This is a genomic window from Pseudomonas sp. KH_021, from assembly GCF_057838865.1.
This window is the reverse complement of sequence record NZ_CM174477.1, coordinates 2,726,429-2,740,632: the sequence shown is the minus strand read 5'-3', so window position 1 is coordinate 2,740,632 and position 14,204 is coordinate 2,726,429. Positions and strand designations below refer to the sequence as shown.

Here is a 14,204-nt window from a genome sequence, read left to right as displayed (position 1 = left end):
GATATTAGCCCGCATGCACAACCATGATTTTATTGCGATGACCGGTCCGGCCTGTGGCAGGAACGGCATTGACGAGCCGCCGAATGCTTCTCCGAATGCTTCTCCGTATTCAACGACCAGTTGATTAATGCACCATTTTTAGTACACTCGCCGCATGAGTGAAAAGCCACCAACGTTGAACGTCAGCTTTTTTCGCACGGATGCGGGCAACGAACCGGTGCGCGAATGGCTGACCGAAGTCCCCCGCAATCACAAGCGGATGATCGGAACCGAAATCAAAACAGTTCAGATCGGATGGCCAATCGGAATGCCGGTTGTCAGAAAGCTTGAGAAAGGGCTATGGGAAGTCAGGGTCAACCTTGTGGATACCATCGCCCGTGTGCTTTTCACTGTGGATGGGAGCACGATGGTTTTGCTCCACGGCTTCATCAAGAAGAGCCAGAAAACACCAGCGTCTGACCTGGAAACCGCCAGACAGCGTAAAGCAGCACTAGAGAGGAACAAGCAATGAACCAGCACATCGGCTCTGATTTCGACGATTTCCTTGCAGAACAAGGTCTCGCAGAGGAAGTGTCTGCTGCTGCCCTCAAGCGCGTCATCTCTTGGCAGCTCGCTGAAGCCATGAAGCTCCAAAAGGTGACAAAGAAGGCCTTGGCCGAGCGCATGCACACAAGCCGAACCGCAGTAGACCGCGCCTTGGACCAAAATGATCCTGGGATGACGCTTGCGACCTTGGCCAGCGCCGCCCGCGCACTTGGCCAGAGAGTAGAGGTTCGCCTGGTCCCGGAGCGAGACGCCACTCACGTATAGTCCCGTCCCTGGCACAACCCAAGGAACTCCGCGAACCGGGCATTCGTGATCGGCTGCCATACAACTGTCGCCACACCTATGCGACAATGCGCTCAATGTCTGGCCTCAACCCCGCATTTATCTCCCAACAGCTCGGCCACAGCGTGCAAATGCTGCTGTCGACGTATGCGCGTTGGATTAACTCAAGCTCCGACTGGAGCGAGCTGGAAAGCTGCAAATTGGTATCAAATCGGTATCAGCCGCAATACCAGCGACGTAAGCTATTGATAGGTAAGCCCTTTGATCTCCACCGCTAACATCACCATGCAATTCGGCGCCAAGCCGCTGTTCGAGAATGTCTCGGTCAAATTCAACAACGGCAACCGCTACGGCCTGATCGGCGCCAACGGTTGCGGCAAGTCGACCTTCATGAAAATCCTCGGTGACGACCTGGAGCCGTCGGCAGGCCAGGTGATGCTCGAGCCGAACGTGCGCTTGGGTAAGCTGCGCCAGGATCAGTTCGCCTATGAAGAGTTCAGCGTGATCGACACGGTGATCATGGGCCACGAGGAGCTGTGGCGGGTCAAGGCTGAGCGCGATCGCATCTACTCGCTGCCGGAAATGACCGAAGACGACGGCATGGCCGTGGCCGAGCTTGAAACCGAATTCGCCGAAATGGACGGCTACACCGCCGAATCCCGCGCAGGTGAATTGCTGCTGGGCCTGGGTATTCCATTGGCTCAGCACTTTGGCCCGATGAGCGAAGTGGCGCCAGGCTGGAAGCTGCGCGTCTTGCTGGCCCAGGCGCTGTTCTCGGACCCGGAAGTGTTGCTGCTCGACGAACCGACCAACCACCTGGACATCAACACCATCCGTTGGCTGGAAACGATTCTGACGGCGCGTAACAGCACCATGATTATCATTTCCCACGACCGTCACTTCCTTAACAGTGTCTGCACTCACATGGCCGACCTGGATTACGGCGAGCTGCGCCTGTTCCCGGGCAACTATGACGAGTACATGACCGCGGCGACCCAGTCCCGCGAGCAGTTGCTGTCGGACAACGCCAAGAAGAAAGCCCAGATCGCAGAGCTGCAGACCTTCGTCAGCCGCTTCTCGGCCAACGCCTCCAAGGCCAAGCAGGCTACTTCCCGTGCCAAGCAGATCGACAAGATCCAGCTGGCCGAAGTCAAGCCATCGAGCCGGGTCAGCCCGTTCATCCGTTTCGAGCAGACCAAAAAGCTGCATCGCCAAGCCGTGACCATCGAGAGGATGTCCAAGGGCTTTGACAGCAAGATCCTGTTCGAAAACTTCAGCTTTACCGTCGAAGCCGGCGAACGCGTCGCGATCATCGGCCCTAACGGTATCGGCAAGACCACCCTGCTGCGGACCCTGGTCGGCGAGCTGACCCCGGACGCAGGTTCGGTGAAGTGGACCGAGAGCGCGGAATTGGGTTACTACGCCCAGGACCACGCCCACGATTTCGAAGACGATGTCACCCTGTTCGACTGGATGGGCCAGTGGACTCAAGGCGAGCAAGTGATTCGCGGCACCCTGGGCCGGATGCTGTTCTCCAACGACGAGATCCTCAAGTCCGTCAAGGTGATCTCCGGTGGTGAACAGGGCCGGATGCTGTTCGGCAAGTTGATCCTGCAAAAGCCGAACGTGCTGATCATGGACGAACCGACCAACCACTTGGACATGGAATCGATCGAGGCACTGAACCTGGCGCTGGAGAACTACCCCGGCACGCTGGTTTTCGTCAGCCATGACCGTGAGTTCGTATCGTCCTTGGCGACTCGCATCATCGAGCTGAGCGCCGATGGTGTGATCGACTTCAGCGGCACCTACGACGACTACCTGCGCAGCCAGGGCGTCGTGGTCTGATCCGCCTCTAAACCTCGCAACACCCATCGCGGGCAAGCCCTGCTCCTACCTTCCCGGGTAGGAGCAGGGCTTGCCCGCGATGCATTTCAGCCCCCGCAAAATCCCCCCGACGCCCTCTCCCAAGACCTTCTGTCGCCTGCCCCCCACACGAATTTGCACAAGGGGCTTGCATACACAATATTATGGTATACCATCAGACACACAAGCTAATCACCCCCTGATGTGGAGCAGTCCCATGAGTTTCGAAATTCGCAAGATCGTCAGCTACGTCGAAGAAACCTTTATCGAAGGCGGCAAGGCTACCGACACTCCAGTGACCATGGTCGGCCTGGCCGTTGTGATCAAGAACCCATGGTTGGGCCGTGGTTTTGTCGAAGACCTCAAGCCTGAAATCAGAGCTAACTGCTCCGACCTCGGTGCACTGATGGTTGAGCGCCTGGTCAACATCATCGGTGGCGCCGACAAGATCGAAGCCTACGGCAAAGCCGCTGTAGTCGGTGCTGACGGCGAGATCGAACACGCCTCCGCCGTGATCCACACCCTGCGCTTCGGCAACCACTACCGTGAAGCGGTCAAGGCCAAGAGCTACCTGAGCTTCACCAACAAGCGTGGCGGCCCAGGCACTTCCATCCAGATCCCGATGATGCACAAGGACGATGAAGGCCTGCGCTCGCACTACATCACTCTGGAAATGCAGATCGAAGACGCGCCACGTGCCGACGAAATCGTTGTGGTCCTGGGTTGCGCCGACGGCGGCCGCCTGCACCCGCGCATCGGCAACCGCTACATCGATCTGGAAGAGCTGGCTGCAGAACAAAACCAATAAGAACCCAACACGACAACCGGGCGTGTCAACAAGGAGCGACCCATGATTCGGCTTACCGCTGAACGCACCCCCGCCGGCACCAGTTACCTGGCGACCGGCCAAGGCCAACCCGTGGTCCTGATCCACGGCGTAGGCTTGAACAAAGAAATGTGGGGCGGCCAAATCGTCGGCCTTTGCGGGCAATATCGCGTCATTGCCTACGACATGCTCGGGCATGGCGCCAGCCCTCGGCCGGCGTCAGGCACAGACCTGCTGGACTACGCTGCGCAACTGGCCGAGCTACTCGACCATCTGCAGATTAGCCAAGCGACGGTCATCGGATTTTCCATGGGCGGGCTGGTAGCCCGTGCCTTTGCCCTGCAGTACCCACAGCGCCTGTCGGGGCTGGTGGTGCTCAACAGCGTGTTCAATCGCACGCCGGAACAACGTGCTGGCGTGATTGCCCGCGCGGCCCAGGCCGCCGAACATGGCCCTGATGCCAACGCTGGAGCTGCGCTGACGCGCTGGTTCAGCCGCGAATACCAGGCCGCCAACCCGGCGCAGATCGAAGCCATCCGCCAGACCCTGGCCGGCAACGATCCGCAAGGTTACCTGACCACTTATGAGCTGTTTGCTACACAGGACATGTATCGCGCCGAAGACCTCGGCCAGATCCAGGTGCCGACGTTGATCGCCACCGGTGAGCTGGACCCAGGCTCGACGCCAGAAATGGCCCAGCAACTGGCTGAGCGAATTCCCGGTGCACAGGTTGCCGTGCTGCATGAGCAGCGGCACATGATGCCGGTAGAGTCGCCGCGCCTGGTCAACCAGATGTTGCTGGACTTTCTTACCAACGCGCAAAGCCTTGAAGACTCCGCCAAGGGGATAGTTGCATGACACTCGCACGCTTTCAGATGTGCATCGACGGTCAATGGGTCGATGCGCTGTCCGGCAAAACCTTCGACAGCCTGAACCCGGCCAACGCCACTGCCTGGGCGCAACTGCCCGACGCAGACGAAGCTGACGTCGAACGCGCTGTCCAGGCTGCACAAAAGGCCTTTGAAAGCCCGGCGTGGCGCGGCATTACTGCCAGCGCCCGTGGCAAGCTGCTGCGCCGCCTGGGCGATCTGATCGCCGAGAACAAAGAAGAACTGGCTCAGCTGGAAAGCCGTGACAACGGCAAGCTGATCCGCGAGACCCGTGGCCAGGTCAACTACCTGCCCGAGTTCTTCCATTACACCGCAGGCCTGGCCGACAAGCTCGAAGGCGGCACGCTGCCGTTGGACAAGCCCGACCTGTTCGCCTACACCGTGCACGAGCCGATCGGCGTGGTTGCCGGGATCATTCCCTGGAACAGCCCACTGTACCTGACCGCGATCAAACTGGCGCCGGCCCTGGCCGCCGGTAACACCATCGTGCTCAAGCCGTCCGAACACGCCTCGGCGACCATTCTGGAGCTGGCTCGCCTGGCGCTGGAAGCCGGCTTCCCGGCCGGTGTCGTCAACGTGGTCACCGGTTACGGCCCGACCACTGGCGCGGCACTGACCCGTCACCCGCTGGTACGCAAGATCGCCTTCACCGGCGGTGCCGCTACCGCTCGCCACGTCGTGCGCAGCAGTGCTGAAAACTTTGCCAAGCTGTCGCTGGAGCTGGGCGGCAAATCGCCGAATATCATTTTCGCCGACGCCGACCTCGACAGTGCCATCAACGGCGCGATTGCCGGTATCTATGCAGCCTCCGGGCAAAGCTGCGTCTCGGGTTCGCGACTGCTGGTGCAGGACGAAATCTACGATGAGTTCGTCAGCCGCCTGGTCGAACGCGCCCAGCGCATTCGCATCGGCAACCCGCAGGATGAAACCACCGAGATGGGCCCCATGGCCACCGCTCAGCAACTGGCCGTGGTCGAAGGCCTGGTCGCTGATGCCCTGGCTGAAGGTGCGCGCCTGCGCCTGGGTGGCAAGCGCCCGGACATCGACAGTGATGGCTGGTTCTACGAGCCAACGCTGTTCGAATGCGACAGCAACTCGATGAAGATCATGCAGGAAGAAGTCTTTGGCCCGGTGGCTTCGGTCATCCGCTTCAAAGATGAAGCCGAAGCGCTGGCCATCGCCAACGACTCCCAGTTTGGCCTGGCTGCCGGCATCTGGACTCGCGACCTGGGCCGTGCCCATCGCCTGGCCCGTGACGTGCGCTCGGGAATCATCTGGGTCAACACCTACCGCGCTGTCTCGGCCATGGCCCCGATCGGCGGTTTCAAGAACAGCGGCTACGGCCGCGAGAGCGGCATCGATTCGGTGCTGGCCTATACCGAGCTGAAAACGGTATGGATCAACCTCTCGCAGGCGCCAATGCCCGACCCTTTCGTGATGCGTTGAAGGTGGCCTGAAATGATCGAACCCGGTATCTACAAAGAAGTGATGGGCTCCTTCCCATCCGGCGTCACGGTGGTCACTACCCTTGACGCCGAGGGTGGCATCGTCGGCATTACCGCCAGCGCGTTCAGCGCGCTGTCGATCGATCCGGCACTGGTGCTGTTTTGCCCCAACTACGCCTCGGACACTTACCCGATACTGCGCGACAGCAAGCAGTTTGCGATTCACTTGCTGTCTGCCGATCAGACCGCTGAAGCCTACGCTTTTGCGGGCAAAGGCAAGGACAAGGCCGCCGGGATCGACTGGCACCTGAGCGAGCTGGGCAACCCTTTGCTGCCCAAGGCCACGGCGATCATCGAATGTGAGTTGTGGCGCGAATACGACGGTGGCGACCACGCCATCATCGTCGGCGCCGTCAAAAACCTGATCCTGCCCCAGGACCCGGTCACACCGATGGTCTATCACAAAGGCAAGCTGGGCGCCCTGCCCCCCTTCGCCTGATCGCTTTTCTTCGGGGCCGCGTAATCCCACCCTCGGGTGCGGCCCTTTTTTTTATTCTCGATCCCGGGAGCCGGCATGACCCCCAACGCCTTGCAACTGTTCCGCCAGCAGGCCTACCTGAATGGCCAATGGTGCGATGCGCCCGATGGCGCGACGCAGGACATTTTCAATCCGGCTACCGGTGAACTGATTGGCCAGGTGCCCTATTTGGGTGCCGAGCAGGCTCGCGAGGTGATCGCTGCCGCCAACGCCGCCTGGCCTGCGTGGCGCGCACGTACCGCCAAGGACCGCAGCACGATCCTCAAGCGCTGGCACGCGCTGATGCTGGAAAATGCGGATGCCCTGGCTGAAATCCTGACTCTGGAACAGGGCAAGCCATTGGCCGAAGCGCGCGGAGAAATTCTCTACGCCGCAAGCTTTATCGAATGGTTCGCCGAAGAAGCCAAACGCATTTATGGCGACACCATCCCAAGCCACAAGGGCGATGCCCGGATAGTCGTGAGCAAGGAGCCGATTGGCGTTGTGGCCGCCATCACGCCGTGGAACTTCCCGGCGGCGATGATCACCCGCAAGGCCGGCCCGGCCCTGGCCGCAGGCTGCCCTTGCATCGTCAAGCCTGCGGCGGAAACACCGTTTTCGGCGTTGGCCATGGCTGCGCTGGCTGAGCAGGCGGGCATTCCAGCCGGTATTTTCAACGTCATCACAGGCGATGCCATCGCCATCGGTGGCGAACTGACGGCAAGCCCGGATGTGCGCAAGTTGTCGTTCACCGGTTCCACCGGCATTGGCAAACTGCTGATGGCCCAATGCGCCCCAACATTGAAAAAGGTGTCGCTGGAACTGGGCGGTAATGCACCTTTTATTGTGTTTGACGATGCAGACCTTGAGCGTGCCATCGAAGGCGCGCTGATCGCCAAGTTCCGCAATGCCGGGCAAACCTGCGTCTGCGTCAACCGCTTCCTGGTCCAGGACGGCATTCATGATGCCTTTGTGGCAAAACTCGCCGAGCGGGTCAGTGCCTTCAAGGTCGGCGGCGGCTTCGAAGCCGATGTCACCCAAGGCCCCCTGATCAATGAGCGCGCGGTCGCCAAGGTTGAAGAGCATGTCCAGGACGCCCTGGCCAAGGGCGCGCAGTTGCTGTGCGGGGGTGAACGCCATGCCCTGGGCCATGGGTTCTTCCAGCCCACCGTCATCAGCGGCGTGACCACCGAGATGAAAGTCGCCAGCGACGAAACCTTCGGCCCGCTCGCTGCCGTGTTCCGCTTCGACAGCGAAGCCGATGCCGTGCGCATGGCCAACGACACCGAGTTTGGCCTGGCCGCCTATTGCTACACCCGTGACCTGGGGCGCGCCTGGCGCATGAGCGAGGCGTTGGAGTACGGTATGGTCGGCATCAACGAAGGCCTTATTTCGACGGAAGTCGCGCCCTTTGGCGGCGTCAAGGCCTCGGGCCTGGGCCGTGAAGGCTCCAAGTACGGCATCGAAGATTATCTGGAAATCAAATACACCCTCATGGGCGGTTTGTAAGCTTAGGGAGACAGACAATGAGCAACGAAAAATACGAAAAAGGCCTGGCGATCCGCACGCAAGTGTTGGGCGAGGCTTATGTGAACAAGTCCATTCAGAACGCCGACGATTTCAACCGTCCGCTGCAGGAAATGGTCACCGAATACTGCTGGGGCCACGTCTGGGGCCGCGAGGGCTTATCGCTCAAAGAACGCAGCATGATAAACTTGGCCATGATTTCGGCGCTCAATCGACCTCATGAACTCAAGTTGCATATTCGCGGCGCCTTGCGTAACGGCTTGAGTCGTGAACAAATACGCGAAATCCTGCTTCAGGTCGGTATTTACTGCGGTGTTCCCGCTGCCGTAGACAGCTTCCGCCTGGCCAAAGAGGCCTTCGCCGAAGCCGATGCTGAGGCAGCCAGTTAACGACTGGCTGTTCGATATCCACCGCACGGAGCACTCGGGAACGAGTTTCTCCGTGGCGGTCCACAGGACAGCCACTATAGAGCAACCCCATGAAACGCCAGCCACTCGACGACAGCTTCAAGGTTAACCGCAACCCCGTCACCCTGCGCGAAATCGTGCTGGATAAACTGCGCACCGCCATCATGAACTTCCACCTGCTGCCGGGCGATCGCCTGGTCGAGCGCGACCTGTGCGATCGCCTCGGGGTCAGCCGTACCTCGGTGCGCGAAGCGCTGCGCCACCTGGAGTCCGAAGGCCTGGTGGAGTTCGCCGACGCCAAGGGCCCACGCGTGGCCATCATCACCCTGGAAGACGCCCGCGACATCTACGAGTTGCGCTGCGTACTGGAAGGGCTGATCGTCCAGCTGTTCACCCTCAATGCCAAGGCCAAGGACATCCGCGCCCTGGAGCGCGCGCTGGAAGAGAACCGCGAGGCACTCGAAAGCGGCGAATTGCAACAGGTACTGGAATCGGTGCAAGGCTTCTACGATGTGCTGCTCGAAGGTTCGGGCAACCATGTGGCCGCCACCCAACTGCGCCAGTTGCAGGCACGTATCAGCTACCTGCGAGCCACCTCGGTCTCCCAGGAAAACCGTCGCGGCGCCAGTAACCAGGAAATGGAACGCATGGTCGAAGCCATCAAGAGCGGCGACCCACTGGCGGCCCACCAGGCCTCGGTTGATCACGTACGCTCGGCGGCCAAGGTCGCCCTTGAATACCTGCGCCTGAAACAGAACGAGACGGGCAAGTTGCGCGACATGGCCACGCCCATCGCCATCAAAGAACCCAGAATAGGCCGCTGACCATGCCTGCCCCGCGCTTTTGCCCGCAATGCGGTAACGCCGACCTCAGGTTGCAACAACCGCCTGGCGACACCCATGAGCGGCTGATGTGCGGGGGCTGCGGCTACATCCACTACATCAATCCGAAGATCATCGCCGGCTGCATCATCGAGCGCGAGGGCAAGTACCTGCTCTGCCAACGGGCGATCCCGCCCAAACCTGGCACCTGGACCCTGCCCGCAGGCTTCATGGAAAGCGGCGAGACCACCGAAGAAGCTGCCCTGCGCGAAGTCTGGGAAGAAACCGGTGTGCGCGCCGACATCGTCTCGCCCTATTCGATCTTCAGCGTGCCGAAGATCAGCGAGGTGTACATCGTGTTCCGCGCCATCGCCACCGAGATCACCGGCCAATACGGGCCCGAGACGATGGACTGCCGCTTCTTCGCGCCTGAAGATATCCCCTGGGACAGCATCTATTACCCAGCCATTCGCCAGATCCTGGAGCGCTATATCGAAGAGCGCACGGCCGGGGTTTATGGCATCTACATGGGCAATGATGACAGCGGCAAAGTGCATTTCATCCGCTGAACCAACGCACTTCGGTAGGAGCTGGGCTTGCCGGAATGCCGGACCACCGCGATGAACACGACGCGGTCTGGCTCGATAACGGTGTCGCCTTCATCGCGGGTAAACCCGGCTCCTACAACACGCCCTCTACGATGATGACTTCGGCCTTCGCCACGCCTTGGCGCTGCACGCAGGCCTCTTGGTACTGCGCCGAGCGGTAGCAGGCCACTGCCTGTTCGTAGGATTCAAATTCGATCACCACGCTGCGCTGCGGCGTCGCCCTGCCTTCCATCGCCTCGCTGCGCCCGCCGCGGGCCAGCAATTTGCCTCCAAACGCCGCAAAAGCCGCCGGTGCCCGTTGGGTGTACTGGCTGTATTGCTCGGGGTCGGTGACATCGACGTGGGCGATCCAATATGCCTTCATGTTGTCCTCATGGTTTCGATTGAATTTGTCTTATGGTATACCATAATTCATCGAGGCAATCATTTCACCCGAACCGAGTAGACACACCATGGCTTTCAACAGCATCGAAGAAATCATCGAAGACTACCGTCAAGGCAAGATGGTCTTGCTGGTGGACGACGAAGACCGGGAAAACGAAGGTGACTTGCTGCTCGCCGCCGACCGTTGCACCCCAGAAGCCATCAGCTTCATGGCCCGCGAAGCACGCGGCCTGATCTGCCTGACCCTCACCGACGAGCATTGCCAGCGCCTGGGCCTGGAGCAGATGGTGCCCAGCAATGGCAGCGTGTTCAGTACAGCCTTCACCGTTTCCATCGAAGCGGCCACGGGCGTGACCACCGGTATTTCCGCCGCCGACCGCGCCCGTACCGTCCAGGCCGCTGTGGGGTCTGGCGCCAGCGCTGACGATATCGTTCAGCCGGGCCATATTTTCCCGCTGCGCGCCCGCGAAGGTGGCGTGCTGACCCGCGCTGGCCACACCGAAGCCGGTTGCGACCTGGCTCGCCTGGCAGGCTTTACTCCAGCGTCGGTCATCGTCGAAGTGATGAACGATGACGGCACCATGGCCCGCCGCCCGGACCTGGAAGTGTTCGCCGCCCGCCACGGAATCAAGATCGGCACCATTGCCGACCTGATCCACTACCGCCTGAGCACCGAGCACACCATCGTCCGTAACGGCGAACGAGAACTGCCGACCGTCCACGGCACCTTCCGCCTGATCACCTATGAAGACCGCATCGAAGGCGGCGTGCACATGGCCATGGTCATGGGCCAGATTCGTCGCGACGAACCGACCCTGGTACGGGTCCACGTCATCGACCCATTGCGCGACCTGGTCGGCGCCGAATACACAGGCCCCAGCAACTGGACGCTGTGGGCAGCCCTGCAAAAAGTCGCCGAGGTAGGCACCGGTGTCGTCGTGGTCCTGGCCAACCATGAATCGTCCCAGGCCCTGCTCGAACGCGTACCCCAACTGACCCAACCGCCGCGCCAATACAGCCGCTCACAATCTCGCATCTATTCTGAAGTAGGTACCGGTGCGCAGATCCTCCAGGACTTGGGCGTCGGCAAGCTTCGCCACCTGGGCCCACCGCTGAAATATGCAGGCTTGACCGGCTACGACCTGGAGGTCGTGGAAAGTATTCCATTTACCGGCTAGGAGCGGATGACTGGTAAGGCCAAAGGCCTTGCCAAAAGTTTGGAATACCATAATATGATATCCCGTAGACCTAATGCTATTTGACCGCCGAACAACCTGCTGCTGCCGACCCAATCACAACAATATCGAGGGCGTACACATGGTATTCACTAAAGGTTCAACCGCACTGCTGACCGCCGCCATCCTGGCGCTGTCCGGCACTGCTGCGCTGGCCGCCGACAGTCTGAATTTCGTCAGTTGGGGTGGTACCACCCAGGACGCGCAAAAAGCGGCCTGGGCTGAACCCTTCAGCAAGGAAAGCGGGATCAAGGTGGTCCAGGACGGCCCCACTGACTATGGCAAGCTCAAGGCCATGGTTGAAAGCGGCAACGTTCAGTGGGACATCGTCGACGTAGAAGCTGACTTCGCCCTGCGCGCCGCGGCTGAAGGCCTCCTTGAGCCGCTGGACTTCAATACCATCGACCGCAGCAAGTTGGATTCGCGTTTCGTTTCCGACCATGGCGTCGGTTCGTTCTTCTTCTCCTTCGTGCTGGGCTACAACGAAGGCAAGCTCGGTGCCAACAAGCCGGTCGACTGGACCGCCCTGTTCGACACCAAGACTTATCCTGGCAAACGCGCCCTGTACAAATGGCCAAGCCCTGGCGTACTGGAACTGGCGCTGCTGGCCGATGGCGTGCCGGCCGACAAGCTCTACCCGCTGGACCTGGACCGCGCTTTCAAGAAGCTCGACACCATCAAGAAAGACATCGTCTGGTGGGGCGGTGGTGCGCAGTCGCAGCAGTTGCTGGCGTCGGGTGAAGCCAGCCTCGGCCAGTTCTGGAACGGTCGCGTCTATGCCCTGCAACAAGATGGCGCGCCGGTGGGTGTAAGCTGGAAACAAAACCTGGTCATGGCCGATTTCCTGGTCATACCCAAGGGCTCCAAGAACAAGGATGCCGCCATGAAATTCCTGGCCAACTCCAGCAGCGCCAAAGGCCAGGCCGAGTTCGCCAACCTCACCGCCTACGCGCCGGTCAACACCGACAGCGTCAGCCTGCTCAAGCCTGAGCTGGCACCGAACCTGCCGACCGCCTACGCCCAGGATCAGATCACTCTCGACTTCGCCTACTGGGCCAAAAACGGTCCTGCTATCGCGACACGGTGGAACGAATGGCTGGTCAAATGAAGATGCCCGTGGCTACCTCCACTCAATCGTCCCCAACCGTCGGCGCGCCTAGCGCCGGCGGCAAGGCGGCCAAGAACGACAAATCGCTCAGCCACCGCTGGCGTGGCGCCAGCAACCTGCTGCCGGCGTTGATCTTCCTTGGTTTGTTTTTCTTCGCACCGTTGATTGGCCTGCTACTGCGTGGGGTCATGGAGCCGGTTCCGGGGCTTGGCAACTACGAACAACTGTTTGCCAACTCAGCCTATGCCCGCGTGCTGTTCAACACCTTCTCGGTCGCCGGCCTGGTAACCCTGATCAGTGTACTGCTGGGCTTTCCACTGGCCTGGGCGATTACCCTGGTGCCACGCGGCTGGGGTCGCTGGTTGCTGAATATCGTGCTGCTGTCGATGTGGACCAGCCTGTTGGCGCGGACCTATTCCTGGCTGGTGCTGCTGCAGGCTTCAGGCGTGATCAACAAGGCCCTCATGGCGATGGGCATCATCGATGCGCCACTGGAAATGGTCCATAACCTGACCGGTGTGGTGATCGGCATGAGCTACATCATGATCCCGTTTATCGTCCTGCCGCTGCAGGCGACCATGCACGCCATCGACCCGATGGTGCTGCAAGCCGGTGCGATTTGCGGTGCCAGCCCCTGGACCAACTTTTTCAAAGTGTTCCTGCCGCTGTGCCGCTCAGGTCTGTTCTCGGGTGCCTTGATGGTGTTCGTGATGTCGCTCGGTTACTACGTCACCCCGGCCCTGCTTGGTGGTGCGCAGAACATGATGCTGCCTGAGTTCATCGTGCAGCAGGTGCAATCGTTCCTCAACTGGGGCCTGGCCAGCGCTGCGGCAGCATTGCTGATCCTGATTACCCTGGTGTTGTTCTACTTCTACCTGAAGCTGCAACCGGAATCGCCGGTTGGCTCCAGCAACGCGAGGTAAGCGATCATGCTGCTGACTCCCAATGCCATGAGCCGACGCCTACGCTTCGGGCTCTACGCCACTACCGCGCTGATCGCCCTGTTTCTGGTGCTGCCGGTCGTGTTTATCGTGCTGCTGTCGTTCGGCTCCTCGCAATGGCTGGTATTCCCGCCACCGGGCTGGACGCTGAAATGGTACGGCCAGTTCTTTTCCAACCCTGACTGGATGGACGCAGCGTTCGCCAGCCTCAAGGTGGCGATCCTGACCACGATCTTTTCCGTAGCGCTGGGCTTGCCGACGGCTTTCGCCCTGGTTCGCGGACGCTTTCGTGGCCGCGAAATGCTCTACGGCTTGTTCACCCTGCCGATGATCGTGCCCCTGGTGATCATCGCCGTGGCGGTGTATGCGCTGTTTCTCAAGCTGGGGTACACCGGGACGATGTTTTCTTTCGTGGTCAGCCACGTGATCGTCGCCCTGCCCTTCACCATTATTTCGATCATCAACTCGCTCAAGCTGTTCGACCAGTCCATCGAAGATGCCGCGGTGATCTGCGGGGCTTCGCGCCTGCAAGCGGTGTTCAAGGTGACCTTCCCGGCGATTCGCCCGGGCATGGTTGCCGGCGCCCTGTTTGCCTTCCTGGTCTCGTGGGATGAGGTGGTGCTGAGCGTGATGATGGCAAGCCCGAACCTGCAAACCCTTCCAGTGAAAATGTGGACCACCCTGCGTCAGGACCTGACCCCCGTGATCGCCGTCGCCTCGACGTTGCTGATCGGCCTGTCGGTACTGGTCATGGTGATCGCCGCCGCCCTGCGTCGGCGCAATGAAATCAGCGCCTGAGCG

Annotated in this window: 16 protein-coding genes and 1 pseudogene; 16 read left to right on the top strand and 1 reads right to left on the bottom strand. The window is 60.5% G+C overall.

Annotated elements, in window-relative coordinates; all coding sequences use genetic code 11:
• The first annotated feature begins 154 nt into the window (after positions 1-154).
• The 12 genes and pseudogenes from AC3IX4_RS12685 to AC3IX4_RS12630 all read left to right on the top strand — a co-directional run bounded on the left by AC3IX4_RS12685 (position 155) and on the right by AC3IX4_RS12630 (position 9,696).
• Entirely contained in the window at positions 155-511 is a 357-nt protein-coding gene (locus AC3IX4_RS12685; protein ID WP_489260857.1) for a type II toxin-antitoxin system RelE/ParE family toxin, read from the top strand.
• Positions 508-810 (top strand): Fis family transcriptional regulator, encoded by a 303-nt coding sequence (locus AC3IX4_RS12680; protein ID WP_489260856.1) that lies wholly within the window; start codon positions 508-510, stop codon positions 808-810. Before AC3IX4_RS12685 ends, AC3IX4_RS12680 begins: the two co-directional genes overlap by 4 nt.
• 26 nt (positions 811-836) lie before the next feature.
• Positions 837-1,069: pseudogene (locus tag AC3IX4_RS12675) on the top strand (site-specific integrase); the annotation flags it as partial.
• 20 nt (positions 1,070-1,089) lie between these two features.
• Entirely contained in the window at positions 1,090-2,676 is a 1,587-nt protein-coding gene (locus AC3IX4_RS12670; RefSeq protein ID WP_489260855.1) for an ABC-F family ATPase, read from the top strand.
• A 235-nt stretch (positions 2,677-2,911) separates the two neighbouring features.
• Entirely contained in the window at positions 2,912-3,502 is a 591-nt protein-coding gene (locus tag AC3IX4_RS12665) for an amino acid synthesis family protein (RefSeq protein ID WP_489260854.1), read from the top strand.
• Positions 3,503-3,544: 42 nt separating this feature from the next.
• Complete coding sequence (locus AC3IX4_RS12660) at positions 3,545-4,378, top strand: alpha/beta fold hydrolase (RefSeq protein ID WP_489260853.1); 834 nt, start codon at positions 3,545-3,547, stop codon at positions 4,376-4,378.
• Positions 4,375-5,856 (top strand): aldehyde dehydrogenase, encoded by a 1,482-nt coding sequence (locus AC3IX4_RS12655; RefSeq protein ID WP_489260852.1) that lies wholly within the window; start codon positions 4,375-4,377, stop codon positions 5,854-5,856. Before AC3IX4_RS12660 ends, AC3IX4_RS12655 begins: the two co-directional genes overlap by 4 nt.
• A 12-nt stretch (positions 5,857-5,868) precedes the next feature.
• Complete coding sequence (locus AC3IX4_RS12650) at positions 5,869-6,354, top strand: flavin reductase family protein (RefSeq protein ID WP_489260851.1); 486 nt, start codon at positions 5,869-5,871, stop codon at positions 6,352-6,354.
• A 75-nt stretch (positions 6,355-6,429) separates the two neighbouring features.
• Positions 6,430-7,881, top strand: coding sequence for an NAD-dependent succinate-semialdehyde dehydrogenase (locus AC3IX4_RS12645; RefSeq protein WP_489260850.1), 1,452 nt, complete (start codon positions 6,430-6,432; stop codon positions 7,879-7,881).
• Positions 7,882-7,898: 17 nt separating this feature from the next.
• Positions 7,899-8,288 carry a carboxymuconolactone decarboxylase family protein gene (locus AC3IX4_RS12640; RefSeq protein WP_489260849.1) on the top strand — a complete coding sequence of 130 codons (390 nt, stop codon included), beginning with the start codon at positions 7,899-7,901 and terminating at the stop codon, positions 8,286-8,288.
• A gap of 89 nt (positions 8,289-8,377) precedes the next feature.
• Complete coding sequence (locus AC3IX4_RS12635; RefSeq protein WP_489260848.1) at positions 8,378-9,130, top strand: GntR family transcriptional regulator; 753 nt, start codon at positions 8,378-8,380, stop codon at positions 9,128-9,130.
• A gap of 2 nt (positions 9,131-9,132) precedes the next feature.
• Entirely contained in the window at positions 9,133-9,696 is a 564-nt protein-coding gene (locus tag AC3IX4_RS12630) for an NUDIX hydrolase (RefSeq protein WP_489260847.1), read from the top strand.
• 112 nt (positions 9,697-9,808) lie between these two features.
• On the opposite strand, the gene AC3IX4_RS12625 is transcribed toward AC3IX4_RS12630, so the two are convergent.
• Entirely contained in the window at positions 9,809-10,099 is a 291-nt protein-coding gene (locus AC3IX4_RS12625) for a DUF1330 domain-containing protein (protein ID WP_489260846.1), read from the bottom strand.
• An 88-nt stretch (positions 10,100-10,187) separates the two neighbouring features.
• Here AC3IX4_RS12625 and ribBA point away from each other — a divergent pair, with 88 nt between their 5' ends.
• The 4 genes from ribBA to AC3IX4_RS12605 all read left to right on the top strand — a co-directional run bounded on the left by ribBA (position 10,188) and on the right by AC3IX4_RS12605 (position 14,201).
• Positions 10,188-11,297, top strand: coding sequence for a bifunctional 3,4-dihydroxy-2-butanone-4-phosphate synthase/GTP cyclohydrolase II (gene ribBA, locus AC3IX4_RS12620; protein ID WP_489260845.1), 1,110 nt, complete (start codon positions 10,188-10,190; stop codon positions 11,295-11,297).
• A gap of 139 nt (positions 11,298-11,436) precedes the next feature.
• Positions 11,437-12,462, top strand: coding sequence for an ABC transporter substrate-binding protein (locus AC3IX4_RS12615; protein WP_489260844.1), 1,026 nt, complete (start codon positions 11,437-11,439; stop codon positions 12,460-12,462).
• Complete coding sequence (locus AC3IX4_RS12610) at positions 12,447-13,385, top strand: ABC transporter permease (RefSeq protein ID WP_489260843.1); 939 nt, start codon at positions 12,447-12,449, stop codon at positions 13,383-13,385. The genes AC3IX4_RS12615 and AC3IX4_RS12610 overlap by 16 nt, the downstream gene beginning before the upstream one ends.
• A 6-nt stretch (positions 13,386-13,391) precedes the next feature.
• The gene (locus tag AC3IX4_RS12605; RefSeq protein WP_489260842.1) at positions 13,392-14,201 is read left to right on the top strand and encodes an ABC transporter permease; all 810 of its coding nucleotides are present in this window, start codon (positions 13,392-13,394) and stop codon (positions 14,199-14,201) included.
• Positions 14,202-14,204 lie beyond the last annotated feature (3 nt).